Raw genomic sequence first — 26,225 nt, forward strand, 5'->3', positions numbered from 1 at the left:
GCTTTGGTTTCGCGGGCGCACTAGCCGATATCGGTCTGCCGCAAACCCAATTGGCGACCGCTTTGTTCGCGTTCAATGTTGGAGTTGAGGCAGGGCAGCTTCTCGTGGTGTCGCTCACTTTGCTCGTGCTATCAGCTCTGTCACGCGTGCCCGACTATGTGCAGCACCAAGCGATCAAAGCTGCGACCTATGTGATCGGTGTGACAGGCAGCTTTTGGCTGATTGAGCGCATTGTAGGTTAGCCTGCCGCAGCAGCACCTGCATCACCGCCAACGGCTTGCCACAGAAGAATTCGTGCACGTTGAGCTCGTCCGACCGCCGCTGCAGCGCGTTCACCGCTGGCATCGGCAGCTCGGCGCGCTTCAAGCACTTCGAGAAAACTCGCAAGCCCTGCGCGAAAACGATCGTTGGCAAGGTTTGCAGCACGCTGCAATTGGTCGCGTTCCGCCAGCGCCAATTCTGCCTCTTGGTCAGCGGCGGCGATCAAGCCATAGGCAGCCTCTGCATCGCCGAGCGCTTGAAAAACGGCGCCGCGATAGGCCTGGAATGCGATGCGCTTATTGGCAGCGGCTCCATCGATTTCAGCTTCAATCCTGCCGAAGTCGACGAGCGGGGCCGCAACTCCCGCCGCCAGCGATCCGACAATAGAGTTCTCTTCAAATAGATCGCCTGGATTGAAAGCGAGCAACCCGACTACGGCGGAAAGAGTAAGCCTTGGGAACCGCGCGCGAGCTGCGGCGGCGAGCTCAGCGTCTGTAGCTGCAAGTTCAGCAGCCGATGCCAGCACGTCTGGTCGGTTGGCCAACAATTCCGATGGTAAGTTTGCGGGTGCCCGGCCCATGGCAAGCGAGGTGCCTTCTTGACTGAGCGCCTGCATCACTTTGCTGCCATTTTGGCCAGTGAGAGAGACTAGTCTGCCGACAATTCGCACTTTTTCATTTTCGAGCGCGGCTAACCGAGATCGTGAAGCGCTGGCGGCAGCCTGAGCGCGCACTCTATCGAAGCCCGGGGCAATCCCAGCTTCTTCTCTGGTCAAAGCCAGGCGGGCAAGCTCTTCAGCGGCGTTGACATCACTTTCAATCGCAGCGCCGCGTGCCTCGAGCGTTCGCCAATCGACTACAGTTCCTGCGATCTCTGCCAATAATGCAATTCGAACCGCAGCCGCCGATGCGGACGCGCTTTCGATCCGGGCGAGTGCAGCGCGTTCCTGTGCGCGCAGACGCCCAAAAATGTCGGCATCCCAGCTCGCAGTTAGGTTCGCTCCATAAGAGGCCTGTTCCGTATCGATGAATTGGCTGAATGGCGTGTCGCCGCCGAATTGCTCAGGGTTGGTGCGGGTTCCAACAATTGAAGCGTCTGCCACCACATTCGGAAGGCGCTCCGCTCCCGCTCTACGTGCACCGGCGCGGGCTGCCTCAATCCGGGCTACGGCTTCTAGCAAGCTGGGCGATTGATTTAGCGCTGCAATTGAAAGATCACGATATGCGCCGTCTTGATTTGGTAGAAGTTCGCTAAGATCAGCGTTGGTGGTGCTGTTAGCAGCAAACAAATATTCCGTTGGCAGCTCGGGAGCAGGTGTGGCGATTTCAGGCGGTGGCCCGGCCACGCATGCGTTGAGCGCTGCTGCCAACCCGATTGCTGCTACTCCAGATAATGTGCGGTTCATGGACTTACTCCCCCGCACCTTGCTCTGTTTCTGATGAGGTCGCGCTGTCTTGTGCAGGGATAAACGCGTCAATCTGTTGGCCGACCCGGAATGCTTCGCTTTGTTCCGTTTGTGGCAACGCATAGATCAGCTGGAGTACGCGAACATCGACCCGTTCTGCTGCGCTGTTTGTAAGAGAGCGTTTTGGAACAACCTGAGGCTCCGCTCGCACAAAAGTAGCTTGAACTTGGATATTCGCAGCGCCGCGTGGGGAGACCTTGGCAGGCGCGCCCAAATCGACACGCACCGCTTCGTTTTCATCAATATCAACTCGCACATGCAGCGGATTGGTCTCACCCATCTGGATAAAGGGCAAAGCATTGCCGCCCCCTTGAGTGGCAACGAATTCACCAGGGCGAATGTTCACCGCGAGTATTTCGCCAGCAATTGGTGCGCGTACGGTTAGCCGGCCCAGCTCGGTTCGTGCGCTCGCGGCCTGTGCTTGCGCTGCGCCAAGACGAGCACGGGCCAGCTCAAGTCTGCTGGCCGCAGCCGATGCGTCACCTTCCGCGCGAATGACTTCAGAGCGACTGACGGCAGCGGGGTCGGACAGGTCCTCGTATAAAGCAAGCTGCTGACGGGCGGTGGTGCGCGCAGTTTGCGCCTCACCAATGGCTGCGCGGGCCTCACGAATAGCCGCGTTTGCTTCAGACAAGCGCGCACGTGCAGCGCGGTCATCGACGGTGAAGAGGACTTGCCCTTTCTCGACGCGGTCACCGGGAGAAACCCGCAGATCGCTGACCAGCCCTGACAGTGCGGAGCCTATATCAATCACCTCACTGGCCGGCTCGACAATCCCAGCGCCAGCAACGCGTGACGCATCAGCCAATTGACCGGTGGCTTTTGGTGGGTCGTTTTCCGGCTCGCTGATTTCGCGGTCGGGCAATTCTCTAAAGATGAAGAGAACGGCGATGACCAGACCAACCAGGGCGATGATCGGAAGGATCTGGCGCGAAAAACTTAATTTGGAAGGCAACAGGGCCATGGTGTCCTCGGGAAGGTTCTTGGGGTTGCTAGGGCTTAGTGGTCGTCTGGCATTTCTGTGCCGTCATGGGTGACGTTTCCATCCTCGAGCACGAGGATGCGATCAGCGAGATCGAAAATGCGGTTGTCATGAGTAACAATAATGCACGCGCGGTCTGGTGCGACCGCAACGTCGCGCAGCAAATCCATTACACGACGGCCGGAGCTGGCATCAAGCGCGGCGGTAGGCTCATCGCACACCACAAGGCGTGGTTCATGGACGAGCGCACGGGCAATCGCGACGCGTTGTTGTTGGCCACCAGAGAGCTGGTTTGGGAGCTTTTCGGCCTGATCGCCAATATTGAGCTTTTCAAGCAGCTCAATCGCCTTTTCGCGTGCCGGCTCTAGCGCCATACCTTGGGCTATGAGGGGAACGGCGGCGTTGGCAGCGGCATCGATCGAAGGGATCAAATTGTACTGCTGAAAGATAAATCCGATATTCTGAAGCCTGAAATCCACCAGATCATTGTCCGACAGAGCATAGATGTCGGTTCCGAAGACCTTGACCTCGCCCTCGGTTGGCCAAAGGATGCCGCACATGATCGAAATCAGGGTTGTTTTGCCTGATCCGCTTTCGCCCACGACGTAGGTCATTTCGCCAGAGCGAATGTCAGTGTCGATCCCGTGTAAAACGCGAATAGTCGATTGCCCGGCCTTAAAGTCGCGGATGATCCCGCGCGCGCAAATGGCCGCTTCAGCTGAGCATCCGCCGATGGCTTTGGTGTCCATAGGGGTTTCCATCGCGCTCACCGGAATACCGATGCGGGTTCAGTGTTTAGAACACTGCGGATCGCGACCCAGCCGGTTAGAGCCAAGATGACAAAAACCGCGCCCAGGCTAATCAGCGGGATAGCGAGCGGAATGTAAAAGCCCTTGAATTCAGGCACTCCGCTAAATCCATACATGAAACCCGCAGTACCAAGAACACCCAATGCATAGCCAATAGCGCCCACCAACAAGGCTTGCGCTGCGACCATGCGGATAATCTTGCGATTGGTAACTCCGATCGCTTTGAGCGCCCCAAATTGCTTGATATTGTCGCGAATGAAGAGGCTGAAAGTCAGCCCCACAATCGCGACACCAACAACGAATCCTAGAAAAACGGTGATGCCAAAATTTGTCGGGATACCCGTGTTTTCGATAATGAACTGAACACCGGCATCGGCGTGTTCCTGCCGAGTGCGGGCGCGAAGACCTGTTTGTTCTTCGATGCGGGCTGCGACCGCGCTTGGGTCTGTTCCATCACTTACGCCTGCGAGTACAAAGCTGAGCCGATTTCTTGTGCCGGGCACGTAGTTCAAAGCGTTGCTGTATTTGGTGTAAAGTGTGACTTGGCTCGTGAAGGAAGGGATCGAATCTGCGACCCCTCTGATCACCGCGCGCTGATCGTTGAGCTCAAGCCGTTGACCAATAGGATCGGTGCCATCTTCGAACATATTCACGACGCCCAAATCGTCGATAATCACTGAGTCGGGGCGCGACAGGCTTTGCTTGGAGCCCTCGATCATATTTTTGGGCAAGCCGATAAGTGTTGCATCATCGACGCCTATGATCGCCACTTGTTCAAGGTCGCCCGTGCTGGTTCGGACAGAGGCAGCGGAACGCAAATGCGGTACTGCCCATTCGACTCCGCGAACTGAACGTACTTCATCCAGAGCTGTCGAAGGCATTTCATACTTCACATCGGTTGTGCGGCTTACTGGGTCCATGACCCAGATTTCAGCCTCAGCCACATTGTAAACGCCGCTAGCGCCGCGCTCGATCAAGTTGACGAAGATCGTCAGCTGTTGAGTAATAAGCAGCGTTGAAAAGGCGATGCCGAAGAGCAAGCCATAAAACTTCTGCGCATCGCCAGTTAGCATCCTGATAGCGATCCAAAGCATGGGCTGTTTAGGAACCTTTGTCGGAAGAAGGGGTTGCGAGAGAGTGCAAGTTAGTACATTACTGAACGACACCGTTTAACTGAACGCGACCGTTCATTTTGTCAACTGCGCTTTTCCAAGAAAGTTCCAAAGCTTTGAAAAATAGCTCGGAAAATAGAAAGCCGGGCCGCCCCTCGGATGTGGCTAAGCGCGCTGCGATCATTGATGCGGCCTCGAAGCGATTCTTTGATGTGGGATTCGCTGCAACCTCTATCGAACAAGTTGCTGCCGATGCCGGCGTGTCCAAGGTCACAATCTACAATCACTTTGGAGATAAGCGCGGCTTGTTCACCGCCGCTGTTGATCAGGAATGCGAAAAGATGCGTGGCTATTTCAGCCTAGAAGAGGTGCTTTCTGGCTCAATTCGCGATCGGCTCTTGGTTATTGCGCAAGCGATGTTCGCATTTCTCTCACGCCCCGAAATGGTTCAGTTTGAACGCCGAATTGCCGCCGAAACCGAGCATGAGCCGGCGATTGGCAAAGCGTTCCTTGAAGCCGGTCCGTGGCGGATGAAACACGGGTTTGGCATGTGGCTTGCGCATGTGAGCGAAGCAGGTGAACTTACCATTCCAGATCCTGAACTGGCGGCTGAGCAATTCGTATCAATGGCAAAGGGAATGGGCGACCTCGAAAGGCGCTTTGGCGCATTCCCTAGTGACGAAGAAAATGCTCGCCGGATTTCAGGTGCAGTCGACGTCTTCCTTGCAGCTTACGGCACGAAATAGGTGTTCTATAGGCTTCAATCGATTTTTCGCATCACACAGTTCGAAAATTCACACTCAATCCAAATCGGCGCATTATCTTGCCATTCACCTCTGCATTCCTACATTATCTGCTTAGGAAAGGAATCCGACGCATGAGCGATCAGAACGAGCCGAACGATCAACCACCTGAGGGTCAGAACCCTTGGGTCAAGCAATTGATGATTTGGGGTGGGGTTTTCCTCGCGCTTCTTCTGGTGGTTTCGCTGTTCAGCGGATCGGGTCAGACGCCTGCAAACCAGATCGACTATTCGGAATTCCGTGATGCAGTTGCAGCTGGCTCTGTTGAGAGCGTGCAGCTAGGCGATGATGTCATTACCGGCACGATGAACGACAAAGAGACGTTCACGACCATTCCGGTGCCAAATGACACGCAGATCACACAATTGCTCGAAGATAACGACGTCAAGTTTACGGGGCGGCAGCGCGAAGAACAGAGCTTGCTTCTCTTCATCCTCATTCAATCGCTGCCTTTCATCCTAATACTCGGCATCGCTTTCTATGCCCTTCGCCAGGTTCAAAAAGGCGGCGGCGGCGGCGCGATGGGTTTCGGCAAGTCCAAAGCAAAGATGCTCACCGAACGTTCCGGCCGGGTGACATTTGAAGATGTCGCCGGCATCGACGAAGCTCGCGAAGAATTGGAAGAGGTCGTTGAGTTCCTTAAAGACCCGCAACGATTTTCGAAGTTGGGTGGTCAAATTCCCAAAGGTGCATTGCTGGTAGGCTCACCTGGTACCGGTAAAACGCTGCTTGCCAGGGCCATCGCGGGCGAGGCTGGCGTACCATTCTTCACTATTTCAGGTTCTGACTTCGTCGAGATGTTTGTTGGCGTAGGCGCCAGCCGTGTGCGCGATATGTTCGAACAAGCGAAAAAGAACGCGCCTTGTATTGTCTTTATCGATGAGATTGACGCTGTCGGCCGCTCACGTGGTCATGGTCTTGGTAACTCGAATGATGAGCGCGAACAGACGCTAAACCAACTGCTGGTTGAGATGGATGGTTTCGAGGCGAACGAAGGCATCATCATTGTTGCCGCCACTAACCGACCTGATGTTTTGGACCCAGCGTTGCTGCGTCCGGGCCGGTTTGACCGTCAGGTCGTGGTTCCGATTCCTGATATTGATGGCCGCGAGAAAATCCTCGGCGTTCACATGAAGAAAGTGCCACTTGCACCTGATGTGAACCCGCGCACCATTGCTCGCGGCACCCCGGGCTTCTCTGGTGCTGATCTCGCAAACCTTGTGAACGAAGCGGCCTTGCTGGCAGCGCGCCGCAACAAGCGTCTCGTTGCCATGCAAGAATTTGAAGACGCCAAGGATAAAGTCATGATGGGTGCGGAACGCCGCTCCATGGTCATGACCGAGGACGAAAAGAAGATGACCGCCTATCACGAAGCTGGCCACGCGCTTGTTTCGTTGAATGAAACGGCTTCCGATCCAATCCACAAGGCAACCATCATACCCCGCGGTCGTGCGCTCGGTATGGTAATGCGCTTGCCTGAGCGGGATAGCTATTCCTACCACCGTGACAAAATGCACGCCAATCTAGCAGTGGCAATGGGTGGCCGTGTCGCTGAAGATATCATCTTTGGTCACGACAAGGTCTCCAGCGGGGCGTCGGGCGATATTCAGTACGCCACCGATTTGGCCCGAAATATGGTCACCAAGTGGGGCATGTCCGAGAAGCTCGGTCCCCTTCAGTACGAGCAAAGCCAAGAAGGCTATCTCGGCATGGGGCAAACCGCACGCACGATGGGTGGCGCGGAAACCAACAAGCTGATTGATGCAGAGATCAAGGATTTGGTCGAGGGCGGCTTGAAACGCGCAACTGATATTTTGACCGCACAAGAGGATAAGCTGCATCTGCTCGCTCAGGCGCTGTTGGAATATGAAACGCTAACCGGCGTTGAGATTGACCAGCTCATGAAGGACGGAAAAATTGATCGTCCTGACGAACCGCGTGGACCGACGCCAGTCACGCCGGCCCATGGTTCGGCGATCCCTAAAGCTGGCAAAAGGTTCGGCGGTAAAGGGGGCGAAGCTCCCCAAGGCGCTTGATCCCTATTCAAATTTTTCTTTTGAAGAGTCGCCCAGAATCTATCTGGGCGACTTTTTTCTGCGGTTAGAAAGCGCCGATCAGGAGCAAGGCCTGTAAAAACATCACCAGAATGATGAAAATGCAGATCGTCAAAAACACGAAGCGCCACAGCGTTGAGAAGCGCGAAAGGTCATATGAATATTTGAGATGCTTGTAGACATGAAGCGGCGCAATGATCGAGAACATCATAAAGGCCCATCCCGCTCCCAATGGGCTCACCCCGATCAGCGACATCGTTATGAAAAGCAGAGACATAAAGCTTAGAGAATAGGTCACGAAAATCGCGTGGTCATACGCATGAAATTTGCGCCGCCATAGAAAGGCAATCCAGACGAATGGAACTGATAGAGGGATCAACAGCCAACTAAATTTGTAGCCGTTGGCCTGAAGCTTGTAGAGCATTAGGCTCGGGTTACTTTGCCACTTTTCAAAGAATGCATCGACGGCGGGCACACCCGTCTTCTCCACGGTGAGTGTGCCGGAGCTTGTATCGATGAATTGCGATGCGGTCTGCGCCTCGTCTTCGAATTGTCTAAGTTCTGATAGGCCTTTTTCTGCCGATGCGATTTCAGCGGCGAGTTCCATCCGCTCCGAAGAGCCTTGGGGTAGGGTTTCTAGTCGCTCCTTCGCTTCAGCAATTCGCTCTTCACCCTGCGTCTCGAGAGTATCGAGAAATTCGCTTTGACTTGACGTCAACATCTCTGTCAGATTCTGACCACGCCCACGTAACAGCTCTAAATCCCTTTCCAGGGTCAGTCGTTCCGCTTCAAGGGCAACCCTTTGCGCATCATCAAGATCAGATTGCCCGAGACTGTCATCGATCTCACCAATTTTGTCGACGACCAACTGTGTTTCGCTTTCGACTAAGTCTGTGACCAGCGATCGTGTGTTTGCAGCAACGTCAGTTGGTGTTGTCAGACCCACCAACTGAAATACGGCGAACATCGCAAATACGGTGAACAGGAACATCGCCATCGGACTGACAAAACTCGCGCGCTCACCATCGATGTAACGGCGGGTCAGATGGCCGGGTTTGAAAATCAAGAGCGGAAGTGTCCGCCACAGCTTTCCATCGAGGTGCAAAACGCCGTGTATCAGATCATGACCGATCGCTGATAGAGTGCGATGGATGTGCGTCTTCTGTCCGCATTCCGGGCAATACTTAGCCGGAGCGTTCGCACCGCAATTGGCGCATGCATTATCTGTTCCTGTGGGTGCGTTTGCGGAAGTGGGGCCACGCCTGGGATCGATCGCTTTCGCGACAAGGCCACCTTCGACAGCTGTTCCAATGCCTTCGACAATATCGTTCATTGAAAGCTGCCCCTCACCCAATGTCGTTGGTAAGAGTTATAAGAATACAGCCTGACTTGCCAAGCGACTTGAGCTGTCCATGCGAAGGCTAACCCTTGGCGATCTTGCGCTCAATCGCCGTCCAAAGCTGCGCAAATGCGCGCGAGGCAACGGAGCGCGGAGCGAATGAACCAACAGGATTTCGTTCCACCGCGCATTTTTCAATATCACTGGCCAAGGGCACCACAGGCCATTTGGGGTTTGCCTCACGCGCTTCGCGGTGGAGCGAGCGGCGCATGTCAATCATCGAGAGGACCGGCAGAATTGGCGGATGTTTCTTACCTGAGCCGCGAACCTCCTCAACGACCAAATCAAGCGCACGCGCTGAGAGCGGTGAGGGCGGCAGAGGCACAATCACCAGATCAGCCGCCCGCATCACTTGCGCGCTCACTTCATTCAGAACTGGTGGGCAATCGAAAATGATCCGGTCATAATCCTTGCTCAATTGGTCAGTGATTTTCGAAAGCCGCTTCTTCTTCCCGATCCGGCTAAACTGCCGGTCTAACGTGCGAATGCTCTCATCTGCGGGAAGCAAATGGAGATTCTCATAGCCTGTTTTTTGGATAAGCTTGCGCGGTTCTCGATATTGATCAAAAACGCTTTCCGCTGTGCGTTTTTTCTTCGGGTCAACGCCAAGCAAGAAACCCGATCCATTTGAGGCATCTAGGTCCCATAGCAGCGTTTCACGGCGCGAAATGCTGGCTGAGCACCAGGCGAGATTGACCGCGAAGGTTGTTTTCCCAACCCCGCCTTTGACGCTGTAAATCGCAATCGACGCCATCGCCTTGAAACTCTCTCCTCAGGGAATGCTCCGGAGTGTAACACACCGCAGAGACGAAAAAGGCCGCCAATTTGGCGACCTTTTCAATTCGGGACACAAATGTATCCGAGGTTTGCAGCGCAGTGGCCCTTAACCCTCGTAATCGGCACCAATTGAGGTTGACCGGGTCGGAGCGCTTGCGGTGATGCGCAGAGCTTCTGCTGACTGGCTCAGCGAACCGATTTCGTCGGCATCATCTTCGTCATCAGGCAGAATTTTCTGCAATCCAGTCACAAGGGATTCTTTCAGTTCCTTGGGCTTGATCGTTTGCTCGGCGATTTCACGCAGCGCCACAACTGGGTTCTTATCGCGATCGCGCTCAAGCGTCAGTTCGCTGCCGCCTGAGATTTCGCGGGCGCGCTGAGCTGCTAGAAGCACCAGGTCGAAGCGGTTAGGAATCTTATCGACGCAATCTTCAACGGTAACGCGTGCCATCTACTGGGCCTCTTAAAATAACAATGTTGGAAAACTGAGCGCTGCAACTAGGATCAGGGCAACCAAGAGTCAAGAAATTGCAACCCTTGTCGCACTTGTGCATTTGGTTTGTGTGCCAAAAGAAACTGCGCCAGATCCCAAACAAACACCGAGTAGCGATTATCAGGATAGCGAAAGCTTTCAAATCGATGCTGCTGGGCATGCGTTCACATTTTATCCAGCCGGCTCAGACAGGCTTGCCGCTCTCATCGATCATATCGAATGCGCGCAGACAAGCCTTGAGATATTTTACTACGAGTTTCAGGATGATCGTGCGGGGATGAAAGTGCTGGATGCATTGGTCGATGCCGCCAAGCGCAAGGTGAGGGTTTCGCTGATTATAGACGACTTTGGCAGCGATGCTCCCGAAGAATTTTTCGAACCTCTTGTCGCAGCGGGCGCTCATTTTGCGATTTTTTCGTCAAATTGGAATGTGCGCTATCTCGTCCGCAACCATCAGAAGTTTGCGATTGCAGACAATGCGCGGGTGATGACCGGCGGCTCAAATATTTCCGAGCAGTATTACAACCCACCGGATCAAAACGGTTGGTGCGATCTTGGTGTGGCGATCGAGGGCGAGATTGCACAGCGTTTCGCAGATTGGTTTGCGCTCCTGGTTAAGTGGACCCAAGGCTCTGGCTCACAATTACGGCGCATTCGCCAATTGATCCGCAATTGGGATCCGGGCTCGGGTGATGTGCAACTGTTGCTAGGCGGTCCTCTGATCCGTCGATCGCACTGGTCTTACTATTTTAAGAAAGACATCACCAAAGCCCGCCGGCTTGACATGGTGACCGCCTATTTCGGTCCTCCGGCCAGTTTTCGAAGGGCAATGGATAGATTATCGCGCAGTGGGCAGGTTCGCATGATTGCCGCTGGTAAATCTGATCTGGATGGGACGATCGATGCAGCGCGCTTGTATTATAAGCGTCTGATCAAATCGGGGGCATCCGTCGCCGAGTTTCAGCCATCCAAGCTGCACATGAAATTGCTAGTCGTCGATGGAATTAGCTACTTTGGTAGCGCTAATCTTGATCGCCGTTCCATTCGGATCAATGTTGAATTGATGGTGCGGGTCAAAGACGATGCTTTGGCCGAGCGAATGCGCAGACTTGTTGGTCATCTCGAAAGCGCAAGCGCGCCCATTGATCGGGCATGGTACGCGCGCAATACGAGTTTTTTCACTCGCTTACGCTGGCGCCTGTTCCATTGGTTAAGTCTCGCCGATTACCGAGTCTCACGTTCGCTCACCCGCCCCAAATAGGGCCTAATCGCCTTCGCCCCAGCTCGAATAGTCACGCATATTGGGTGAGGTAAACTTGGTGAACTCGCTTTGGAAATGCAGCGGCACATTGCCGGTCGAACCATGGCGCTGCTTTGCCACATTGACAGAGGCCCTGCCTCGGACTTCCTCAAATTTCATCGACCATTCCGCGTAGGCGGCCTCCGCTTCGGCTGAACTGAAGTCGCTATCTCCGCGCCTGCCTTCAGGCTCAAGCGAGGCCAAATAATAGTCTTCGCGGTAAACGAACCAGACCATGTCTGCGTCCTGCTCAATCGAACCAGATTCGCGCAGGTCTGATAGCATCGGTCGCTTGTCTTCGCGCTGCTCAACGGCACGGCTGAGCTGCGATAGCGCGATCACAGGAACGCTTAGCTCTTTCGCCAGTGTCTTGAGACCACGGCTGATTTCCGAGATTTCATTGACGCGGTTGTCATTGGCTCGGCCAGAGCCTTGCAGAAGCTGAAGGTAATCGACCACGATCAGACCAATATCGTGACGACGCTTCAATCGGCGCGCACGGGTTCTGAGGCCACCGATAGTTAGGGCCGGGGTGTCATCAATGTAGAGCGGCAATTCGGCCAAGCGCTGGCTAGCAAAGCTCAACCTTTGGAAATCATCCCGGTTCAATTTACCGCTACGCAGAGCTTCCGAGGATACTTCTGATTGCTCAGCGAGAATACGCGTCGCGAGCTGATCAGCGCTCATCTCAAGGCTAAAAAATGCTGCAGGCGCGCCATAATTGTGTTCACCCCCATCGCTAAGCCACCGCAGATGCTCCTCAGCACAATTGAACGCTATGTTGGTAGCAAGCGCCGTTTTGCCCATGCCGGGACGTCCTGCGAGGATGATGAGGTCCGATTCGTGCAATCCCGAAGTCTTCTGGTCGAGCGTCGCAAGTCCTGTTGTCTTGCCTGAAAGCCCGCCGCCTGAATTCATCGCCGCCTCGACCATCTTGATCGCGGTCAGGGCGGCATCGCGGAAACTTGACGCCTCATTGCCAGTGGCAGCGCCTTCGGCCACCTTGAACAAATCCGCTTCAGCTTGACTAATGCGGTCCATCGGATTGGTTTCTTCCGAGGTGTCGAGGGCCCCTTCGACAAGACCCCGCCCAACGCTCACCAATTCGCGCAGAAGGGCCAGGTCATAGATTTGCTGCGCCAATTCGCGGGGAGCGAGCAGGCCAGCGCCATTGGCGGTTAACTGCGCCAGATATTTCGGCCCACCCAGCTCTTTTAGCGCCTCGTCCGCCTCAAAATGCGGGCGCAAGGTCACTGGAGACGCCGTTGCATTGCGCTCAATCAAAGCAAGAATGCGGGTGTATATCCGCTCATGCAGTGGTTCGAAGAAGTGATGCGGCTGAATCGGGGTCTGCAATTCCTCGATCACGCGATTGTCGATCAAAACAGCGCCTAGAAACGCGGCCTCCGCTTCTAAATTCGAAGGGAGCTTGCGCGCGGTATCTTCTTCGTTGTCGACGAGTGAAAGCGGTGTTGGTTCAGCCATGGCGCCTCAATGGGCGCATGGCGCATGTTCATGCAAGGCCTACGCGGTGAAATATGGGTCTGCCAAAAACTTTGTCGCTGTGGATAGCGGGGATTGCCGATGGAAGTGCTTGAAGTGTGGCCTTCCGATCTGCGAAGGCTCCTACAATCATGTCCGGCCTTCCATCTGATTCTGCGAATACTCATCGCATCGCGCATATCGCTCTTGATGAAGAGACGATCCTTTGGCGCAATGCCGATGTGGAGCAGGAACGCCGCGTGGCCATCTATGATCTTATCGAAGAAAACACGTTTAAGCCGGTCCGCAGTGCTGAGCGCGGTGCCAAGGGTCCGTATCGGTTGCAGCTGGCGGTGCGCGATGGTCGGCTAGCGATGGATATCGCTGATGACAAAGAAGCCGCGCTTGAGTCACTGCTGATCGGCCTTGCCCGTTTCCGTCGTCCGATACGAGAGTATTTTGCGATCTGTGATAGCTATTATCAAGCCATCCGTAAGGCCACGCCGGCCGAGATTGAAACCATTGATATGGCGCGCCGGGGCATTCACAATTCTGCCGCTGAACTGTTGGTTGAACGCTTGGAAGGCAAAGTTGAAACAGACTTTGCTACCGCGCGGCGGCTCTTCACCCTCATCTGCGTCCTCCATATCAAAGGCTGACACGCGCATTATGGCACGCAAGTCTCGCAAAAAGGGCTCTGGTTCGGGGCGTTGGCTCTTTCGCGCTGTGGCGTTGCTGGCGCTGGTTGGGTTGGGATTTGCTGGTTGGCTCTGGTGGGATATGCGCAGTTGGCGACCCGATCCCGCGCTCTATCCTGAGCAGGGTGCGGTGGTCTCTGCGTCAGAGCATGGAAATTTGAACTTTGTGACCCTCAAAGCGGTTGGAGCGCAGTTTGTGTACCTGCCGCTCGATGCCAATCCGCGCGCGTTGGACAACGATTTTCGAGATCGCCTCACTCGCGCAAAAGCCGCGAACTTGAAGGTCGGCGTTGTCCTCGCCTTCAACCCGTGTCTTCCTGCCGACCCGCAAAGTGCCTATTTCACGCAAATGGTGCCGCGCGAGGGAGATCTTCTTTCTCCCGCTATTAGCCTGGCTTATACAGCGCGGGATTGCGAACCACAGGTCAGCGATGCTGCGGTTGAGAGCGAGCTTCTCACCCTGATCAATCAGGTTGAGTTGCATGCGGGTAAGCCGGTGATACTCAAGCTGAGCGCTGATTTCGAAACAAGACATGGTACAGCGCGAAGCACGGCGCGCGATTTGTGGCTTGTCCGCGACCGGGCGCGGCCAGACTATGCGGGTCGTCCATGGCTGCTATGGAGTGCGAATTCACAGATTGTGACAGAGGCTTCCGAGGGGACGCTTGAATGGGTGGTGGTGCAGCGATGAAATCTAATAACGAAGCCTTGATTGACGCTGCCAGACGCGCCGCTCAAAGCGCCTACGCTCCCTATTCCGACTATCAGGTCGGGGCTGCGCTGTTATTCGATGATGGCGCGATCATCACAGGCAGTAATGTCGAAAATGCGAGTTACGGCTTAGCACTTTGCGCTGAAACTGTAGCCGTGGCACGCGCTATGGGTGAGGGGCGTCGTGGTGGATTGCAAGCGGTCGCAGTGGTTGGACCACAAGACAAAGGCGATGGCGCTCCTATAACGCCATGCGGGCGATGCCGTCAGGTGCTCAATGAAATCGCGCAGTTAGGTGGAACCGATCCTGAAATCCTTTGCGTAGGCAATGACGAAGTACGCCATGTCGCTCTATCAGCGTTGCTACCCCACGCTTTTGGCCCTGCTCACTTGGACTAGTTTCCTAGCAAGTCTCCCAAAGCACCGCCAAGGTTACCCACTGGGTCATCGCGGAATGTACGTTCTTCGCTGCCGATGTAGGCAAAGATCCCGTCCAGTCCCTGATCTGTGACAGAGCGATTGATGCTTTCGCGATTTAGGCCAGCCGCGCGGATGAAGCTGTGTTGATCGGCCAAGCCTTCAAACGTCGAATAGACGCCCGCTTTGTCCAACGCGCTGTCGACCAATGGTTCGAGCCGCGAGTGCAGTCGATCATTTGAAGAGCTGCGCAAGTACTGCGTCCCTCCGTCCTTTTCACGGATAATTCCTGGCGCATCGTTGAACGAAAGGTTGTCGATCGCGTCACGAAAGATTGGCTTGGCTTCACCAGCCGCGACCCCAGCGGCGTCATTGATCGAGCGGGTCACTCCGTCAAGTATGCCAAGTTGGCTGCCCGCATCCAAGAGCGATCCGAGCAGACCCCGGCGGCGTCCAGTGTTGCCGATGACCGGAAGGCCGATACGGATATCTTCATCGTCATAAAATGCGCCTGGCTGGGCCAGTTTGTCGAGCGCATTGTCGCTGGCTTTGCCAAGAATAGATCCAAGACCAAGCACTCGGCCCAGCCCCTGAGCGCCCGCAGCACTGGGCATTAGTGCTACACCTAATGTCGCGCCAAAACCTGCAAGAACAGCCCTGCGCCCGACGAAAAGTCCTGATCCATCCATATCAATTCTCCCTTGGCGTGAAGCGTAGCACATTTCAGACGTTTACGCTGCATGCGGAGGGTAAATTGATGTAAGCTTAGGTGTCTTTCGTTTCCAACCATTCAAGCAATGCAGCCAGACAATCGCGTGCGAGCATTTTGCAGCGTTCTGGTGACCAGCCTTGCTCGGGTTCAGGAAAGTCTGCGAGATCTTTGTAAGGCATCTCCAATGTCATCGCGCAGGCGCCATAGCGCTCGGCTACTTGATTGGTGCTGATAGAAAGATTGGCTTTCCCAGCAGGCGCCTTGGGGTAGCCAAGCTTGGTTTGGAAATCAGGTGTCCGGCGGTCGAGGATGCTTTGATAGCGAAAATACTGATCGCCCAGCTCATCAGTCCAACTTGGGATGCCTTCAAATCCTGCGAGGAACACAGCCGGGATTGCCTCATCACCATGGACGTCCATGGCAAAATCCACGCCTGTCTCATCCATCTTGGTACGAATGGCGAGCACTTCAGGTGATTTTTCAGCACTTGGCTCCGCCCATTCGCGGTTAAGGTTCGTGCCCACTGCGTTGGTGCGCAAATGGCCGCGGCGTGATCCATCGGGATTGCAGTTGGGAACGATGTGTAATCGACAGTGTTTGCGAAGGCCGCGCGCCACTGGATCGGCTGGGTCAGTCAAGCACTCCAAGGCCCCTTCCATCCACCATTCGGCCTGCGTTTCGCCGGGGTGCTGACGAGCATAAAGCCATACCTGCGTATCACCTTCGCCCATTTGAAGCAGGTCAAGCGGTTGACCGTCCAGCGTGGTGGTCAGCCGGGTCAGATCCACACCTTCGCTCGCGGCCGCCTCTGAAACCAAATCGTGATGCCGCTCCATCGAATAGGGCGCAAAGTATGCGAACCATGCGATGTTCGATGCCGGTGTGTAGCGGATGGTGAGAGTCCCACCATCTTCATCCTTGTCAAAACTACTGGCAGCGCGCGCCCAGTATTCGCGATCTTCCGAAACACAGGCGTCATAGCCCGGCCAGCCGCCGGGATAGGCACTATCGTTCAACCCTGTGATCTTGAGCTCGATTTTTTCACCGACAGCTCCGGTCACGCGAAAATGAAACCATTGCGCAAACTCGCTCATATGGTCTTTTGTGATCGCAAGACGGGCGGTGTTCGCTTCGACAGACAAGACTTCGATATTGCCGCTATCAAAAGCAGCGTCGATTGCGATTTGGGTCATTGCATTCCTTAGGCGTTTGAAACGGTTCAGCCGGGCTGAAGATCGTCCACATCGACAGTTACTGTCTCGCCATTGCCACCGGGAAAGTCTTTGAACAAGGCCCCTGCTAGAGCGCGAGCGCTCGCATCTACCTCTGAGTAGGGTGATTTAACCGATGTTGGCTGCTGCGCGCGACCTTCCCAGATGCTTGAGCCATCCTCGCCGCTGATGCGCACAGACAGCTCGGTGAGCACGTTAGGTCCGCGCTGACCTCCGCCCAGATTAATGCCAACGCCAAGGCCAACGCCGCTTCGATATCCGCCAGTTCCCCCGCCCACGCCAACGCTTACGGGGCCGCGAGAACTGGCTGCAGCCAACGGATTGCGGCTAGTTCGAATGGTGGCAAGTTGAGCCGCTGGTTGAGATCCATCTAGGACGACGGTGTAGCCAAGTCGCGATAGCTCATCGGCGACCGCAGCGGCAAAAGCGTTGCGCGCGGTTTGGTTTTCCATCTCTTCTGGAAATTCGATTGTGATCGTGCCCTGGCCAAGAGGAGCCGGTTGTTCAGAGACAAAGCGTGTCACTTCAATCGGACCGGTATAGCTGCCTGTGCAAGCCGTGATTGCCAACAGAGCAACTGGCAGTGCCATCATACGAATACTACGAGGGGTGAGGGGCATAACGCGATCCTTTCTTGTACAAGCTCACCCTACAGCTTTGTCGCGAAAGGTCCAAAACCTCCATTTGCCACCAATGTCTTCATTTCTCTGTGACCAAAATCTGGTAAAGGCGCGCTCATGACTATCACATCAAAGCCAAGCGTTCTGGTCACGGGCGGTGCTGGGTATATCGGGAGCCACGCTGTTCTTGCCTTGCGCGATGCGGGGTGGCCTGTGGCCGTCATCGACAACCTCACAACTGGTCTTCGTTTTGCGGTACCTGATGATGTGCCGTTTTACGAAGGCGACATTGAAGATGGCGAGCTATTGGCGCGCATCTTTGCTGAGCAGAGCATAGGTGCGATCCTGCACTTTGCAGGCTCAATCGTCGTTCCAGAAAGCGTGGAAAATCCGCTTAAATACTATAGCAATAATACGGTGAAGAGCAGGGCCTTAATCGAAGCGGCTACCAAGGCTGATGTGCCTCACTTCATTTTTTCCTCGACTGCGGCCACTTATGGAATGCCTGAGGTTTCTCCGGTTACAGAAGACACACCGAAGGTGCCGATCAACCCTTATGGTTGGTCGAAATTGATGACGGAGCAGATGCTTGCGGACACGTCATTCGCGCATGCGATGAATTATTGTGTGCTGCGCTACTTCAATGTGGCTGGCGCTGATCCGCTCGCGCGGACTGGGCAATCGACGGCTGGTGCAACGCATCTTATCAAGGTTGCGCTGGAAGCTGCCCTTGGGAAGCGTGACCATGTGAGCGTGTTTGGGACCAACTATGACACGCCTGATGGCACTGGGGTGCGCGACTACATCCATGTTAGCGATTTGGCAGCAGCGCATGTTCTGGCTCTGGAGGCTTTGATCGAGCAGCCAGACCGGTCGCTGACCATGAACTGCGGATATGGGCGGGGGTTCACGGTCTTGGAGGTGCTTGATGCCGTTGACCGTGTCACCAACATCCAAATTGAGCGCAAGTTGGAGGGAAGACGTGCTGGCGATCCCGGCTCTCTTATCTCTGATCCGACACGCATTCGCGAGACGGTGCCGTGGGAACCTAAATATGCAGACCTTGATACAATCATCGGCCATGCCCTCGCGTGGGAGCGCAAATTAACCGAGCTGCGCGCGCAGAATTAAGCGGTTGGCGGTTGACGAATCGTCTCCACCCGCTTAGGCGCGCGGCTGATATTCCGGCATCGGGGACTTTCTCCGGTGCCTATTTTATTCTCAGGACATACCGATGAAAATCCGTAACAGCCTTAAGTCGCTCAAAAACCGCCACCGCGATTGCCGCGTTATCCGCCGCCGCGGCCGCACTTATGTAATCAACAAGACCAATCGCCGCTTCAAAGCCCGTCAAGGCTGATTGAGCCAATTGGCAGGTCGCATTTGCGACCGTGAACGCAAGCGGCCCGCCTCCAAAAGGAGCGCGGGCCGCAGCCGTTTCTGGACTGAGAGCTTTGGGAGTTTGCTTTAGTGACGAAGGCTGTCGTGTTCGATGTAGGGCGGGTGCTTTACCAATGGCAGCTGAGCAGCTTGTTCGAAAAGCTGATTGATGATCCTGAAGAGCTGGACTGGTTTCTAACCCATGTTGTGACCGAAGAATGGCATTTTCAGCATGATCGCGGTGTGCCCTTGGCCGAGATGGTACCCGCTCGAATTGCTGAGTTTCCTAAGTACGAAACACATATCCGCGCCTATGAAACGCGCTTTAATGAAACGGTGCCTGGGCCTGTTGCTGGCACACATGACCTGCTGCGCCAATTGCATAGCGCTGGCGTGCCGCTATTTTGCCTCACCAATTTCGGCCATGAGTTTTGGGAAGGGTTTCGGCCGACAAAACCAGTTTTCGACCTTTTCGACGACATAATCGTCTCCGGCACCGAAAAGGTGGCAAAGCCAGAGGCGCGCATTTACGAAATTGTTGAGGAGCGCAGTGGCCGATCTGGCGCTGAACTATTCTTCACAGATGACAATCCCGCGAACGTTGATGCAGCCAATGCGCGCGGATGGGATGCCCATCTCTTTACCGATGCGGACGCACTCGAAGCGCAGCTCAAGGCCTCAGGCCACCTAAGCTAAAGCCCCCGGGAGGCAGCGTCTGGGGAGAGTGCTGCGCCCGAGGGCTTCTAGGGTCTGTCCGTAGTGGAGAGTATCGGACAGGAGCTTGGGGGAGATGCCCCCCAAATCAGATCAGTTGCCGTTGCAACGCGCGAGCTTGTCTTCAGCGATCGCTTCGCCTTCGACTTTAAACTCGGCGATTTCACCCATCTCGCGTGAAAGGCCACGACAGATGCGTGATGGGCGCGATGAGCCTTTGTTGGCGACGCACGTTGTGCCGCGGCAATTCCATGCCACGCCGCCAGCGACAGCGCGGTTTTCCTCAGTCGCGCTAGCGAGGGTAGCCACATAATAAGGGCCGCTTTGCGCTGAGAGTGGAGCAGCCGAAGTGGCGACGCCGAAACTCAGGCCGGTATAGACCAATGCAGAGGCGAGGATCGCAAGGCGGCCAAAGACGGGGCGAGTGCGGGGAAGAGAGAGGGTCATCACTTAAGTCCTTTTCAAAACGGGGTGGACGTTCGAGTTTGTCATTTTCGGGCAACAATTAGTTTCGAATCAAAACCAGTTGCGAATCACTACCTATGTGATTAGGTTTCAGGTTGCAACTAGAAACTGAAATTTTTTTCACCTCGGTTTCTGTCACGATTTTGAAATTCCCGAGTTCCAAGTTAGATAGGTAGCGGGGAAAGGACTGATATGGGCGAGATGAGAGAACCACTGCGCGAGCTGATTGATTGCGGCTTGCCACAAGCACTTGAAGTTATGGGCGAACGTTGGTCGTTCATGATCCTTCGGGCGAGCTTCAACGGGCTCAAACACTTCGAGGAATTCCTCAGTGAATTGGGAATCGCCCGCAATATCTTGTCCAATCGGTTGGCTAAGTTGGTCGATCACGGCATTTTGAAGCGTGAACCTTGCGAAGATGATCGCCGCAAAATCGAATACCGTTTGACCGAAAAGGGCTTCGATTTGCTGCCTGCAATGATCGCATTGCGGCAATGGGGCCAAAAATACGGCGCCGAATATGTCGCGGAAGACCCCGTTCTTGTCGACGATAATGACCGTCTGCCGATTGGTCCGGTATCGATCCTTGCGCATGATGGGCGTATCCTCACGCATATGGATCTCAACATGATCCGCCGCGCAGATATCGGCAAACGCGCTGACGGGACTGTGGCCTGTTGCGATGAGCCTCTTGATCGGGGCGACGTGGTCGATATTGAAGCAGCTAAGAAGGCGGCAGCGGGATAGAGCAGTCGTCGTAGCGCGTCATTAGCAGGCCCGCTGCTCCCAGTTCAAAGAGACACTCATGGGCCCCGCCGCTCAATCCGATGCGCATGCCCAGATGCACAGTGACGCATTAGCCGATGCGTTGCGCTCCACCTTTGGTTTCGCTGGGTTTCGCGGCCAGCAAGAGGCAGTGATCACTCGCATCATGCGCGGTGAGAACACTCTCGCGTTGATGCCGACGGGTGCGGGCAAATCCCTGTGTTATCAGCTGCCAGCCTTGGTCAGATCAGGCACCGCCATCGTCATCTCACCCCTTATTGCACTGATGCATGATCAAATCCGCGCAGCCAAAGCAGTCGGTATCAGGGCTGCCTCCATGACGTCTGCTGATGCGGACAAGGCAGAGACAGCGCGCATGCTATGTGATGGAGAGCTTGATTTGCTCTATGTCGCTCCCGAACGCGCGACGACTGAGAATTTCCAATCTCTATTGGCAGCTGCTGACATCTCGCTTTTTGCGATTGATGAAGCGCATTGCGTGTCTGAATGGGGGCATGATTTCCGGCCGGACTATCGCGGTCTTCGCCCGATGCTCGATCATTTCGAGCATGTTCCGCGGCTTGCTCTAACAGCCACCGCTGATGAACTTACCCGCGCTGACATTCTAAAGCAGCTCGGGATTCCGGATGACGGCCTTATCAAAGCCGGCTTCGACCGTCCCAACATTCGCTACACTATTTCTGCGCGCAACAACGTCGCCAAGCAGATCGCGGAGTTTATCAAGCGCACCCCCGGAGCTGGCATCGTCTACGCGACCAGCCGCAAGGCGACTGAAGACTTGGCCGCAAAACTAGAAGCGACGGGCCGACCAACTGGTGCTTACCATGCGGGGCTATCGCCAGAGGAACGCGCTGCCACGCAGGCAGCATTCGTCGCTTCAGAGGACATGGTGATTGTCGCCACTATCGCTTTTGGCATGGGGATCGACAAACCCGATGTGCGCTTTGTAGTTCATGCCGGCCTGCCCAAATCAATAGAGGCCTATTATCAGGAAACGGGGCGTGCGGGGCGCGACGGTGATCCGGCAGAAGCGCAATTGTTCTGGAGCGCGGCTGATTTCTCCAAAGCACGCCAATGGCTAAGCGAGGTCGAGGAAGCGCGATTGCCCAGTGAGCGGGCGCGGCTGAACGCGCTTGCATCTTTGGTTGAATGCGCCGGGTGTCGGCGCGCGATCTTGCTCAAACACTTTGGCGAAGAGCCTGCGCAGACCTGCGAAAATTGCGACAATTGCCTTGAGCCACCAAAAGTGATCGACGTGACTGAAGTCGCTCAAAAGCTGCTTTCTGCCGTTTATCGCACGGGCCAAAGCTATGGTATTGGTCACATCGAAAAGGTGTTGCAGGGCCGTGATGACGAAAGGGTTCATGAGCGCAGGCATGACCAATTGTCGGTCTTTGGCATTCTGAAAGAAGACGAAGCAGCTCTATTGCGACCCGTCATGCGGCACTGCACTGCCTATGAAATGCTACTTTCGACCGAGCATGGCGGTCTAGCATTGGGCCCTGGTGCTCGTGATGTCTTGAAAGGGGAGCAAGCGGTTCTGATTGCGGACCCGCCCAAGAAAAAATCGCGCAAGGAGAGGGCAGGCGCAGTGCCCAATCCGGTTGGCGATCCGCTGTTCGATGCTTTGCGGGCCAAGCGAAAGGCGCTCGCTAGTGAGCACTCGGTCCCCGCCTACATCATCTTTCACGACAGTGTTCTGCGCGCCATGGCAAGCGAGCGCCCAGGGACACTCGCGCAAATTGGAGAGATACAGGGCGTTGGCGGGAAAAAGCTCGATACCTGGGGAGAGCACTTTTTGGACGTGCTACGCGAGTTCGAGGCGTCCGCCTAAGCGTCCTCTTGCGCGTTTTCGAGTAGTTCTACGCTCTGCTTCGTCGCGGGCAGCGCGTCATCAGGCCGGTAGCTGGTGACCAGTTTGTTGGCGAGATCGCGGGTCAAAAGCGCATTTAGTGATATGCGCAATGCCTCATGTTTGATGCCCAGATTACGCAGCGCGCTTGAATCCCACTCAACATAGCGCACACCCATTGGCGCCACTGTCGTTGCAGTCGTACGGCGATTGAGCACGAAAGCCACTTCGCCAACGAAGTTTCCCTCGGGTAAGCGGAATTGACGGTCTCGCTTTTCAACCGAAATGGTCCCTTCAAAGACGTAGAATAGCGCATCTGAAGGTTCATCTTCGCGCGTTAGGACCACGCCCTCCGGATCATCGCCCACGCGCCACTTCGCCAACGCGGCAATGCGGCGAAACTGTCCCGGCGTAAGCGTGTCAAAAGCATCGAACAGGCGTTTTTCATCCTCGCTCATACGCAAGGTCGTTCGCTCTAGCGCGATCTGGCCTAGCACCCAGATATTGATCATGACCATCAATGCGCTGGTGACGATAGCTTCCCAAAGGGGGCCTCCGTCGACGGCATAATAATACGCGATATAGACGAAGGTTGAGGCGACGATCATCAAGCGTAGCCTTAGCTCATCACGAATTGCATAGGCGACCAACAGCATGGCCGCGGCAATATAGATCAACCAAGATGCGTCGAATTCAGTCATGGGCGCACGGTTTACCGGCAAGCGCGATTAGCGCAATCCCACCGACTGACGATAACTTAGCGCTTCTGCAATATGCATGCGGCTTACCCGGTGAACGCTTGCCAGATCGGCGATGGTTCGCGCGACGCGGAGCATTCTGGTGTAGCTTCGTGCGGACAAGCGCAGTTTTTCGGCTGCGCGCATCAACAAGGCTCGACCCTCATCGTCTGGATTAGCATGCGTCTCTAACAACTCGCCCTCTAGCTCGGCATTGGATCGGACCCCGCGCTCAACTGCGGCTTGCCGAGCGGCGGCAACGCGGGCGGCGACCTCTGCGCTTCCTTCTGCAGGCGGCGGAAGTGCCATATCCATTGCGCTCACCGCACCGACTTCGACATGGCAATCTATCCTGTCGAGCAGCGGGCCAGATAATCTGCCCTGATACTCACCCAAACAGCGCGGATGGCGCGAGCATCCTTGATGGGGATCACCTGCATATCCGCATCGGCACGGGTTCATGGCGGCGATCAGCTGAACCTGTGCGGGGAAGGTCACATGCGCATTGGCGCGCGCAACATCCACTTGGCCGGTTTCCAGAGGTTGCCTGAGCGAGTCGAGAACGGGGCGTTGAAATTCTGGAAGCTCGTCAAGGAACAGCACGCCCAAATGCGCGAGGCTGATTTCGCCCGGCTTCACTTTAAGACCGCCACCTGTCAGTGCAGCCATGCTCGCAGAATGATGCGGCGCACGAAACGGTCTTGCGCGGCTGATCTGACCTGCATCGAGCAACCCCGCAACCGATTGCACCATGGACACTTCGAGCGCTTCTGCAGGCGTGAGTTCAGGCAGAATGCCGGGCAGGCAGCTTGCTAGTAGGCTTTTGCCCGACCCCGGCGGCCCCACCATCAACAAATTGTGCCCGCCTGCTGCGGCGATTTCCAATGCGCGTTTTGCGTTCTCCTGACCCTTCACTTGCTTCAAGTCAGAAACGGCCGGTTTTTCGGTCACTTCGCCTCTGACAGGCGGATCCAATGTTTGCGTGCCCTTAAGATGGGCGAGGAGAGAGGATAGATCTTTCGGGGCCAGCACCGGTACGCCGCTTGCCCATTTGGCTTCAGAGCCCTGGGTGGCAGGACAGATCAGTCCCGCATCCTGACTGCTCGCGTGAAGGGCGGCGATCAGCACGCCGGGTGAGGCAACCACACGGCCATCGAGCGATAGCTCCCCCACCGCGATCCAGTCGCCCAATTGTTCAGCGTCCGTCACGCCCATCGCCGCCAGTAGCGCTAGTGCGATAGGAAGGTCATAGTGCGAGCCGTCTTTGGGTAAGTCTGCAGGCGATAAGTTAATGGTTATGCGCTTTGGCGGCAGCGCTAGACCCATCGCAGAGAGCGCTGCTTGCACACGTTCCCGGCTCTCGCTCACCGCTTTGTCTGGCAGGCCAACGATCGCAAATCGGGGCAGACCTGAGGCCACCTGACATTGAACTTCGACCTGCCGCGCCTCAAGGCCCAAATAAGCAACAGTCCTGATAAGCGCTACCAAGTCGAAATTCTCCTAGCGCCAAGAATGGCAGAAATCCGTGGGTCGCTTTACTGCATGGTTAACATAGCCTTGTCGAGTACTTAAGCACGGCTACGCAATAACTTCGCAAGTATAAACCTTGTCAGTTCTTGAAGGGGTGGCTGCGTATCTAAAGTGGCATGAAACGCATCGCCACACTCTTCGCCGGTCTTCAAATGCTTTCGCTTGGAACCGTCGCTTACGCTCAGGATATGGGGCAGACCTCAGGCAGCTATCGTACTGTCGCGACTGAAAGCTGGGTTGAAGAATGGGATCCTGCTAGCGGCCAATGGGTGCGCGTCGCAGAGGACGCAGTGAGTGCAACCACTACTCAAGAGCGAGTTTCGACCTACAGCACATATTATGTGAACGGTGTCCAAGTGGCAGCGCCTCAAGCAACACCGCGTGCAGCAGCGCGTTTTGCGCAGCCAGTAGCATCGCGCGATCAGGCGGCGGTGATTGCGCAATATGGCCCGTTCGTCGTGAGAAGTGCGACACAAGCTGCCATGGTCGGGTCGACTGACACGTCATCGCCTGCCTACTTTGACGCAATGCTGCGCGACTTCCCTGCGATTGAACGGCTGGAAATGATCGAGGCTCCAGGCACCAGCAACGACATTGCAAACCTCGCCGTAGGTCGCCGTATCCGTGATGCCGGGATTGCCACCCATGTTCCAAATGGCGGCTCCGTCCGTTCGGGCGCGGTTGAGCTTTTTCTCGCAGGCGCCACACGGACTTTGGAAGAGGGTGCCCAATTCGCCGTGCATTCTTGGCTCGACAATCATGGCCGCGAAGCTGACGATTTTGACGCCAATCATCCTGCCCACCGCCTGTATCTCGACTACTACATTGAGATGGGCATGACCGAGGCTCAGGCGCGCGACTTTTATGCGATGACCAACTCAGTCCCTCATCACAGCGCTTTGTGGCTCGACGCTTCTGATATGCGACCGTGGTTGCAAGAGTGGCGCAGTCCGGCTTCGCGTATGACGTTTGCTGATAGCGTTTCGGTCACATACGAAGCTGATGCAGCGGTGAATGCTTTGGTCGAATCGCAAACCCCGGTGATCGCTCTTGAACAAGTAGAGATTGATCTACCTCTGGTGTTGATTGCAGATCCAGCGCTCGACTACCGCGATTTGAGTGGGATTTCCTTGGTGCAGCTTGATCTTTCGCGCCGCTATGCGCCTTGACTCACAGCTGACTTTCCCATAGTTGCGCGCGCCTGTTCTGACTGCTCTTTGTGGTGGTCGAAGCGAAAGGCGACGCCCCTGACAATCAGGTGGCAGCGTCCACCAAGCGATTTGAGGATATTATGAAGCGGACTTTTCAGCCCAGCAATCTCGTACGTGCCCGTCGGCACGGTTTCTTTGCGCGCAAAGCGACTCCGGGCGGTCGTAAGGTGCTTCGCGCACGTCGTAAGCGCGGCCGTAAGAGCCTTTGCGCTTAATGGTTGTC

General features: G+C 55.5%; 28 protein-coding genes. 14 read left to right on the forward strand and 14 right to left on the reverse strand.

Going from position 1 to position 26,225, the window contains the following annotated elements:
- A partial coding sequence (locus AC0V6N_RS00005; protein ID WP_486169543.1) for a HupE/UreJ family protein occupies positions 1-242 on the forward strand: 242 nt, incomplete at its 5' end.
- Here AC0V6N_RS00005 and AC0V6N_RS00010 read toward each other — a convergent pair.
- The 4 genes from AC0V6N_RS00010 to AC0V6N_RS00025 are packed head-to-tail and all read right to left on the reverse strand — an operon-like array spanning position 239 to position 4,611.
- The gene (locus AC0V6N_RS00010; protein ID WP_486169544.1) at positions 239-1,666 is read right to left on the reverse strand and encodes an efflux transporter outer membrane subunit; all 1,428 of its coding nucleotides are present in this window, start codon (positions 1,664-1,666) and stop codon (positions 239-241) included. The genes AC0V6N_RS00005 and AC0V6N_RS00010 overlap by 4 nt on opposite strands.
- A gap of 4 nt (positions 1,667-1,670) precedes the next feature.
- Complete coding sequence (locus AC0V6N_RS00015) at positions 1,671-2,690, reverse strand: efflux RND transporter periplasmic adaptor subunit (RefSeq protein WP_486169545.1); 1,020 nt, start codon at positions 2,688-2,690, stop codon at positions 1,671-1,673.
- A gap of 35 nt (positions 2,691-2,725) precedes the next feature.
- Positions 2,726-3,457, reverse strand: a complete 732-nt coding sequence (locus tag AC0V6N_RS00020; RefSeq protein WP_486169546.1) for an ABC transporter ATP-binding protein — start codon at positions 3,455-3,457, stop codon at positions 2,726-2,728.
- Between the two features lie 17 nt (positions 3,458-3,474).
- Positions 3,475-4,611, reverse strand: coding sequence for an ABC transporter permease (locus tag AC0V6N_RS00025; protein WP_486169547.1), 1,137 nt, complete (start codon positions 4,609-4,611; stop codon positions 3,475-3,477).
- A 230-nt stretch (positions 4,612-4,841) separates the two neighbouring features.
- Between AC0V6N_RS00025 and AC0V6N_RS00030 the strand changes: the two genes are divergently transcribed.
- Complete coding sequence (locus tag AC0V6N_RS00030) at positions 4,842-5,375, forward strand: TetR/AcrR family transcriptional regulator (RefSeq protein ID WP_486169548.1); 534 nt, start codon at positions 4,842-4,844, stop codon at positions 5,373-5,375.
- Positions 5,376-5,506: 131 nt separating this feature from the next.
- Complete coding sequence (gene ftsH / locus AC0V6N_RS00035; protein ID WP_486169549.1) at positions 5,507-7,468, forward strand: ATP-dependent zinc metalloprotease FtsH; 1,962 nt, start codon at positions 5,507-5,509, stop codon at positions 7,466-7,468.
- 64 nt (positions 7,469-7,532) lie between these two features.
- Here ftsH and AC0V6N_RS00040 read toward each other — a convergent pair whose 3' ends face one another.
- From AC0V6N_RS00040 to rpoZ, 3 genes are all read right to left on the reverse strand, one after another.
- Positions 7,533-8,819 (reverse strand): DUF3667 domain-containing protein, encoded by a 1,287-nt coding sequence (locus AC0V6N_RS00040; RefSeq protein ID WP_486169550.1) that lies wholly within the window; start codon positions 8,817-8,819, stop codon positions 7,533-7,535.
- Between the two features lie 88 nt (positions 8,820-8,907).
- Positions 8,908-9,639 carry a ParA family protein gene (locus AC0V6N_RS00045; RefSeq protein WP_486169551.1) on the reverse strand — a complete coding sequence of 244 codons (732 nt, stop codon included), beginning with the start codon at positions 9,637-9,639 and terminating at the stop codon, positions 8,908-8,910.
- Between the two features lie 129 nt (positions 9,640-9,768).
- Positions 9,769-10,113, reverse strand: a complete 345-nt coding sequence (gene rpoZ / locus AC0V6N_RS00050) for a DNA-directed RNA polymerase subunit omega (RefSeq protein WP_486169552.1) — start codon at positions 10,111-10,113, stop codon at positions 9,769-9,771.
- A 112-nt stretch (positions 10,114-10,225) separates the two neighbouring features.
- Between rpoZ and AC0V6N_RS00055 the strand changes: the two genes are divergently transcribed.
- Positions 10,226-11,416, forward strand: a complete 1,191-nt coding sequence (locus tag AC0V6N_RS00055; protein ID WP_486169553.1) for a phospholipase D-like domain-containing protein — start codon at positions 10,226-10,228, stop codon at positions 11,414-11,416.
- 3 nt (positions 11,417-11,419) lie between these two features.
- Here the strand turns inward: AC0V6N_RS00055 and AC0V6N_RS00060 are convergent, their stop codons facing one another.
- Entirely contained in the window at positions 11,420-12,940 is a 1,521-nt protein-coding gene (locus AC0V6N_RS00060; RefSeq protein WP_486169554.1) for a replicative DNA helicase, read from the reverse strand.
- A 149-nt stretch (positions 12,941-13,089) separates the two neighbouring features.
- On the opposite strand from AC0V6N_RS00060, the gene AC0V6N_RS00065 reads away from it, so the two are divergent.
- The 3 genes from AC0V6N_RS00065 to AC0V6N_RS00075 are packed head-to-tail and all read left to right on the forward strand — an operon-like array spanning position 13,090 to position 14,745.
- Entirely contained in the window at positions 13,090-13,596 is a 507-nt protein-coding gene (locus tag AC0V6N_RS00065; RefSeq protein ID WP_486169555.1) for a UPF0262 family protein, read from the forward strand.
- Positions 13,597-13,606: 10 nt separating this feature from the next.
- Positions 13,607-14,326, forward strand: coding sequence for a glycoside hydrolase family 25 protein (locus tag AC0V6N_RS00070; RefSeq protein ID WP_486169556.1), 720 nt, complete (start codon positions 13,607-13,609; stop codon positions 14,324-14,326).
- A complete protein-coding gene (locus AC0V6N_RS00075) occupies positions 14,305-14,745 on the forward strand; it encodes a cytidine deaminase (protein WP_486169557.1) in 441 nt (146 codons plus the stop codon). The genes AC0V6N_RS00070 and AC0V6N_RS00075 overlap by 22 nt, the downstream gene beginning before the upstream one ends.
- Here AC0V6N_RS00075 and AC0V6N_RS00080 read toward each other — a convergent pair.
- The 3 genes from AC0V6N_RS00080 to AC0V6N_RS00090 all read right to left on the reverse strand — a co-directional run bounded on the left by AC0V6N_RS00080 (position 14,742) and on the right by AC0V6N_RS00090 (position 17,327).
- Entirely contained in the window at positions 14,742-15,452 is a 711-nt protein-coding gene (locus AC0V6N_RS00080; RefSeq protein ID WP_486169558.1) for a DUF4197 domain-containing protein, read from the reverse strand. The genes AC0V6N_RS00075 and AC0V6N_RS00080 overlap by 4 nt on opposite strands.
- Before the next feature lie 76 nt (positions 15,453-15,528).
- The gene (locus AC0V6N_RS00085; RefSeq protein WP_486169559.1) at positions 15,529-16,668 is read right to left on the reverse strand and encodes a M14 family metallopeptidase; all 1,140 of its coding nucleotides are present in this window, start codon (positions 16,666-16,668) and stop codon (positions 15,529-15,531) included.
- A gap of 26 nt (positions 16,669-16,694) precedes the next feature.
- On the reverse strand, positions 16,695-17,327 hold the full coding sequence (locus tag AC0V6N_RS00090; protein WP_486169560.1) for a hypothetical protein: 633 nt from the start codon (positions 17,325-17,327) through the stop codon (positions 16,695-16,697).
- A gap of 117 nt (positions 17,328-17,444) precedes the next feature.
- Between AC0V6N_RS00090 and galE the strand changes: the two genes are divergently transcribed.
- The 3 genes from galE (at position 17,445) to AC0V6N_RS00105 (ending at position 19,403) form a co-directional block, all read left to right on the forward strand.
- On the forward strand, positions 17,445-18,458 hold the full coding sequence (galE, locus tag AC0V6N_RS00095; protein WP_486169561.1) for a UDP-glucose 4-epimerase GalE: 1,014 nt from the start codon (positions 17,445-17,447) through the stop codon (positions 18,456-18,458).
- 103 nt (positions 18,459-18,561) lie between these two features.
- Entirely contained in the window at positions 18,562-18,687 is a 126-nt protein-coding gene (gene ykgO / locus AC0V6N_RS00100; RefSeq protein ID WP_007165381.1) for a type B 50S ribosomal protein L36, read from the forward strand.
- Positions 18,688-18,797: 110 nt separating this feature from the next.
- Positions 18,798-19,403 (forward strand): HAD family hydrolase, encoded by a 606-nt coding sequence (locus AC0V6N_RS00105; RefSeq protein ID WP_486169562.1) that lies wholly within the window; start codon positions 18,798-18,800, stop codon positions 19,401-19,403.
- A gap of 111 nt (positions 19,404-19,514) precedes the next feature.
- On the opposite strand, the gene AC0V6N_RS00110 is transcribed toward AC0V6N_RS00105, so the two are convergent.
- Positions 19,515-19,868 carry a CC_3452 family protein gene (locus AC0V6N_RS00110; RefSeq protein WP_486169563.1) on the reverse strand — a complete coding sequence of 118 codons (354 nt, stop codon included), beginning with the start codon at positions 19,866-19,868 and terminating at the stop codon, positions 19,515-19,517.
- A gap of 210 nt (positions 19,869-20,078) precedes the next feature.
- Here AC0V6N_RS00110 and AC0V6N_RS00115 point away from each other — a divergent pair, with 210 nt between their 5' ends.
- Together AC0V6N_RS00115 and recQ are read left to right on the forward strand one after the other, a co-directional pair.
- Complete coding sequence (locus tag AC0V6N_RS00115) at positions 20,079-20,633, forward strand: winged helix-turn-helix transcriptional regulator (RefSeq protein WP_486169564.1); 555 nt, start codon at positions 20,079-20,081, stop codon at positions 20,631-20,633.
- Between the two features lie 94 nt (positions 20,634-20,727).
- The gene (recQ, locus tag AC0V6N_RS00120) at positions 20,728-22,506 is read left to right on the forward strand and encodes a DNA helicase RecQ (protein WP_486172395.1); all 1,779 of its coding nucleotides are present in this window, start codon (positions 20,728-20,730) and stop codon (positions 22,504-22,506) included.
- On the opposite strand, the gene AC0V6N_RS00125 is transcribed toward recQ, so the two are convergent.
- Together AC0V6N_RS00125 and AC0V6N_RS00130 are read right to left on the reverse strand one after the other, a co-directional pair.
- Complete coding sequence (locus tag AC0V6N_RS00125; protein WP_486169565.1) at positions 22,503-23,225, reverse strand: cyclic nucleotide-binding domain-containing protein; 723 nt, start codon at positions 23,223-23,225, stop codon at positions 22,503-22,505. The genes recQ and AC0V6N_RS00125 overlap by 4 nt on opposite strands.
- 27 nt (positions 23,226-23,252) lie before the next feature.
- A complete protein-coding gene (locus tag AC0V6N_RS00130; protein ID WP_486169566.1) occupies positions 23,253-24,749 on the reverse strand; it encodes a YifB family Mg chelatase-like AAA ATPase in 1,497 nt (498 codons plus the stop codon).
- A 158-nt stretch (positions 24,750-24,907) separates the two neighbouring features.
- Between AC0V6N_RS00130 and AC0V6N_RS00135 the strand changes: the two genes are divergently transcribed.
- Together AC0V6N_RS00135 and rpmH are read left to right on the forward strand one after the other, a co-directional pair.
- Positions 24,908-25,960, forward strand: a complete 1,053-nt coding sequence (locus AC0V6N_RS00135; protein WP_486169567.1) for a hypothetical protein — start codon at positions 24,908-24,910, stop codon at positions 25,958-25,960.
- 122 nt (positions 25,961-26,082) lie between these two features.
- Complete coding sequence (gene rpmH / locus AC0V6N_RS00140) at positions 26,083-26,217, forward strand: 50S ribosomal protein L34 (protein WP_203108478.1); 135 nt, start codon at positions 26,083-26,085, stop codon at positions 26,215-26,217.
- Positions 26,218-26,225: the final 8 nt, after the last annotated feature.

It is taken from the genome of Erythrobacter sp. S57(2025) (assembly GCF_057365055.1).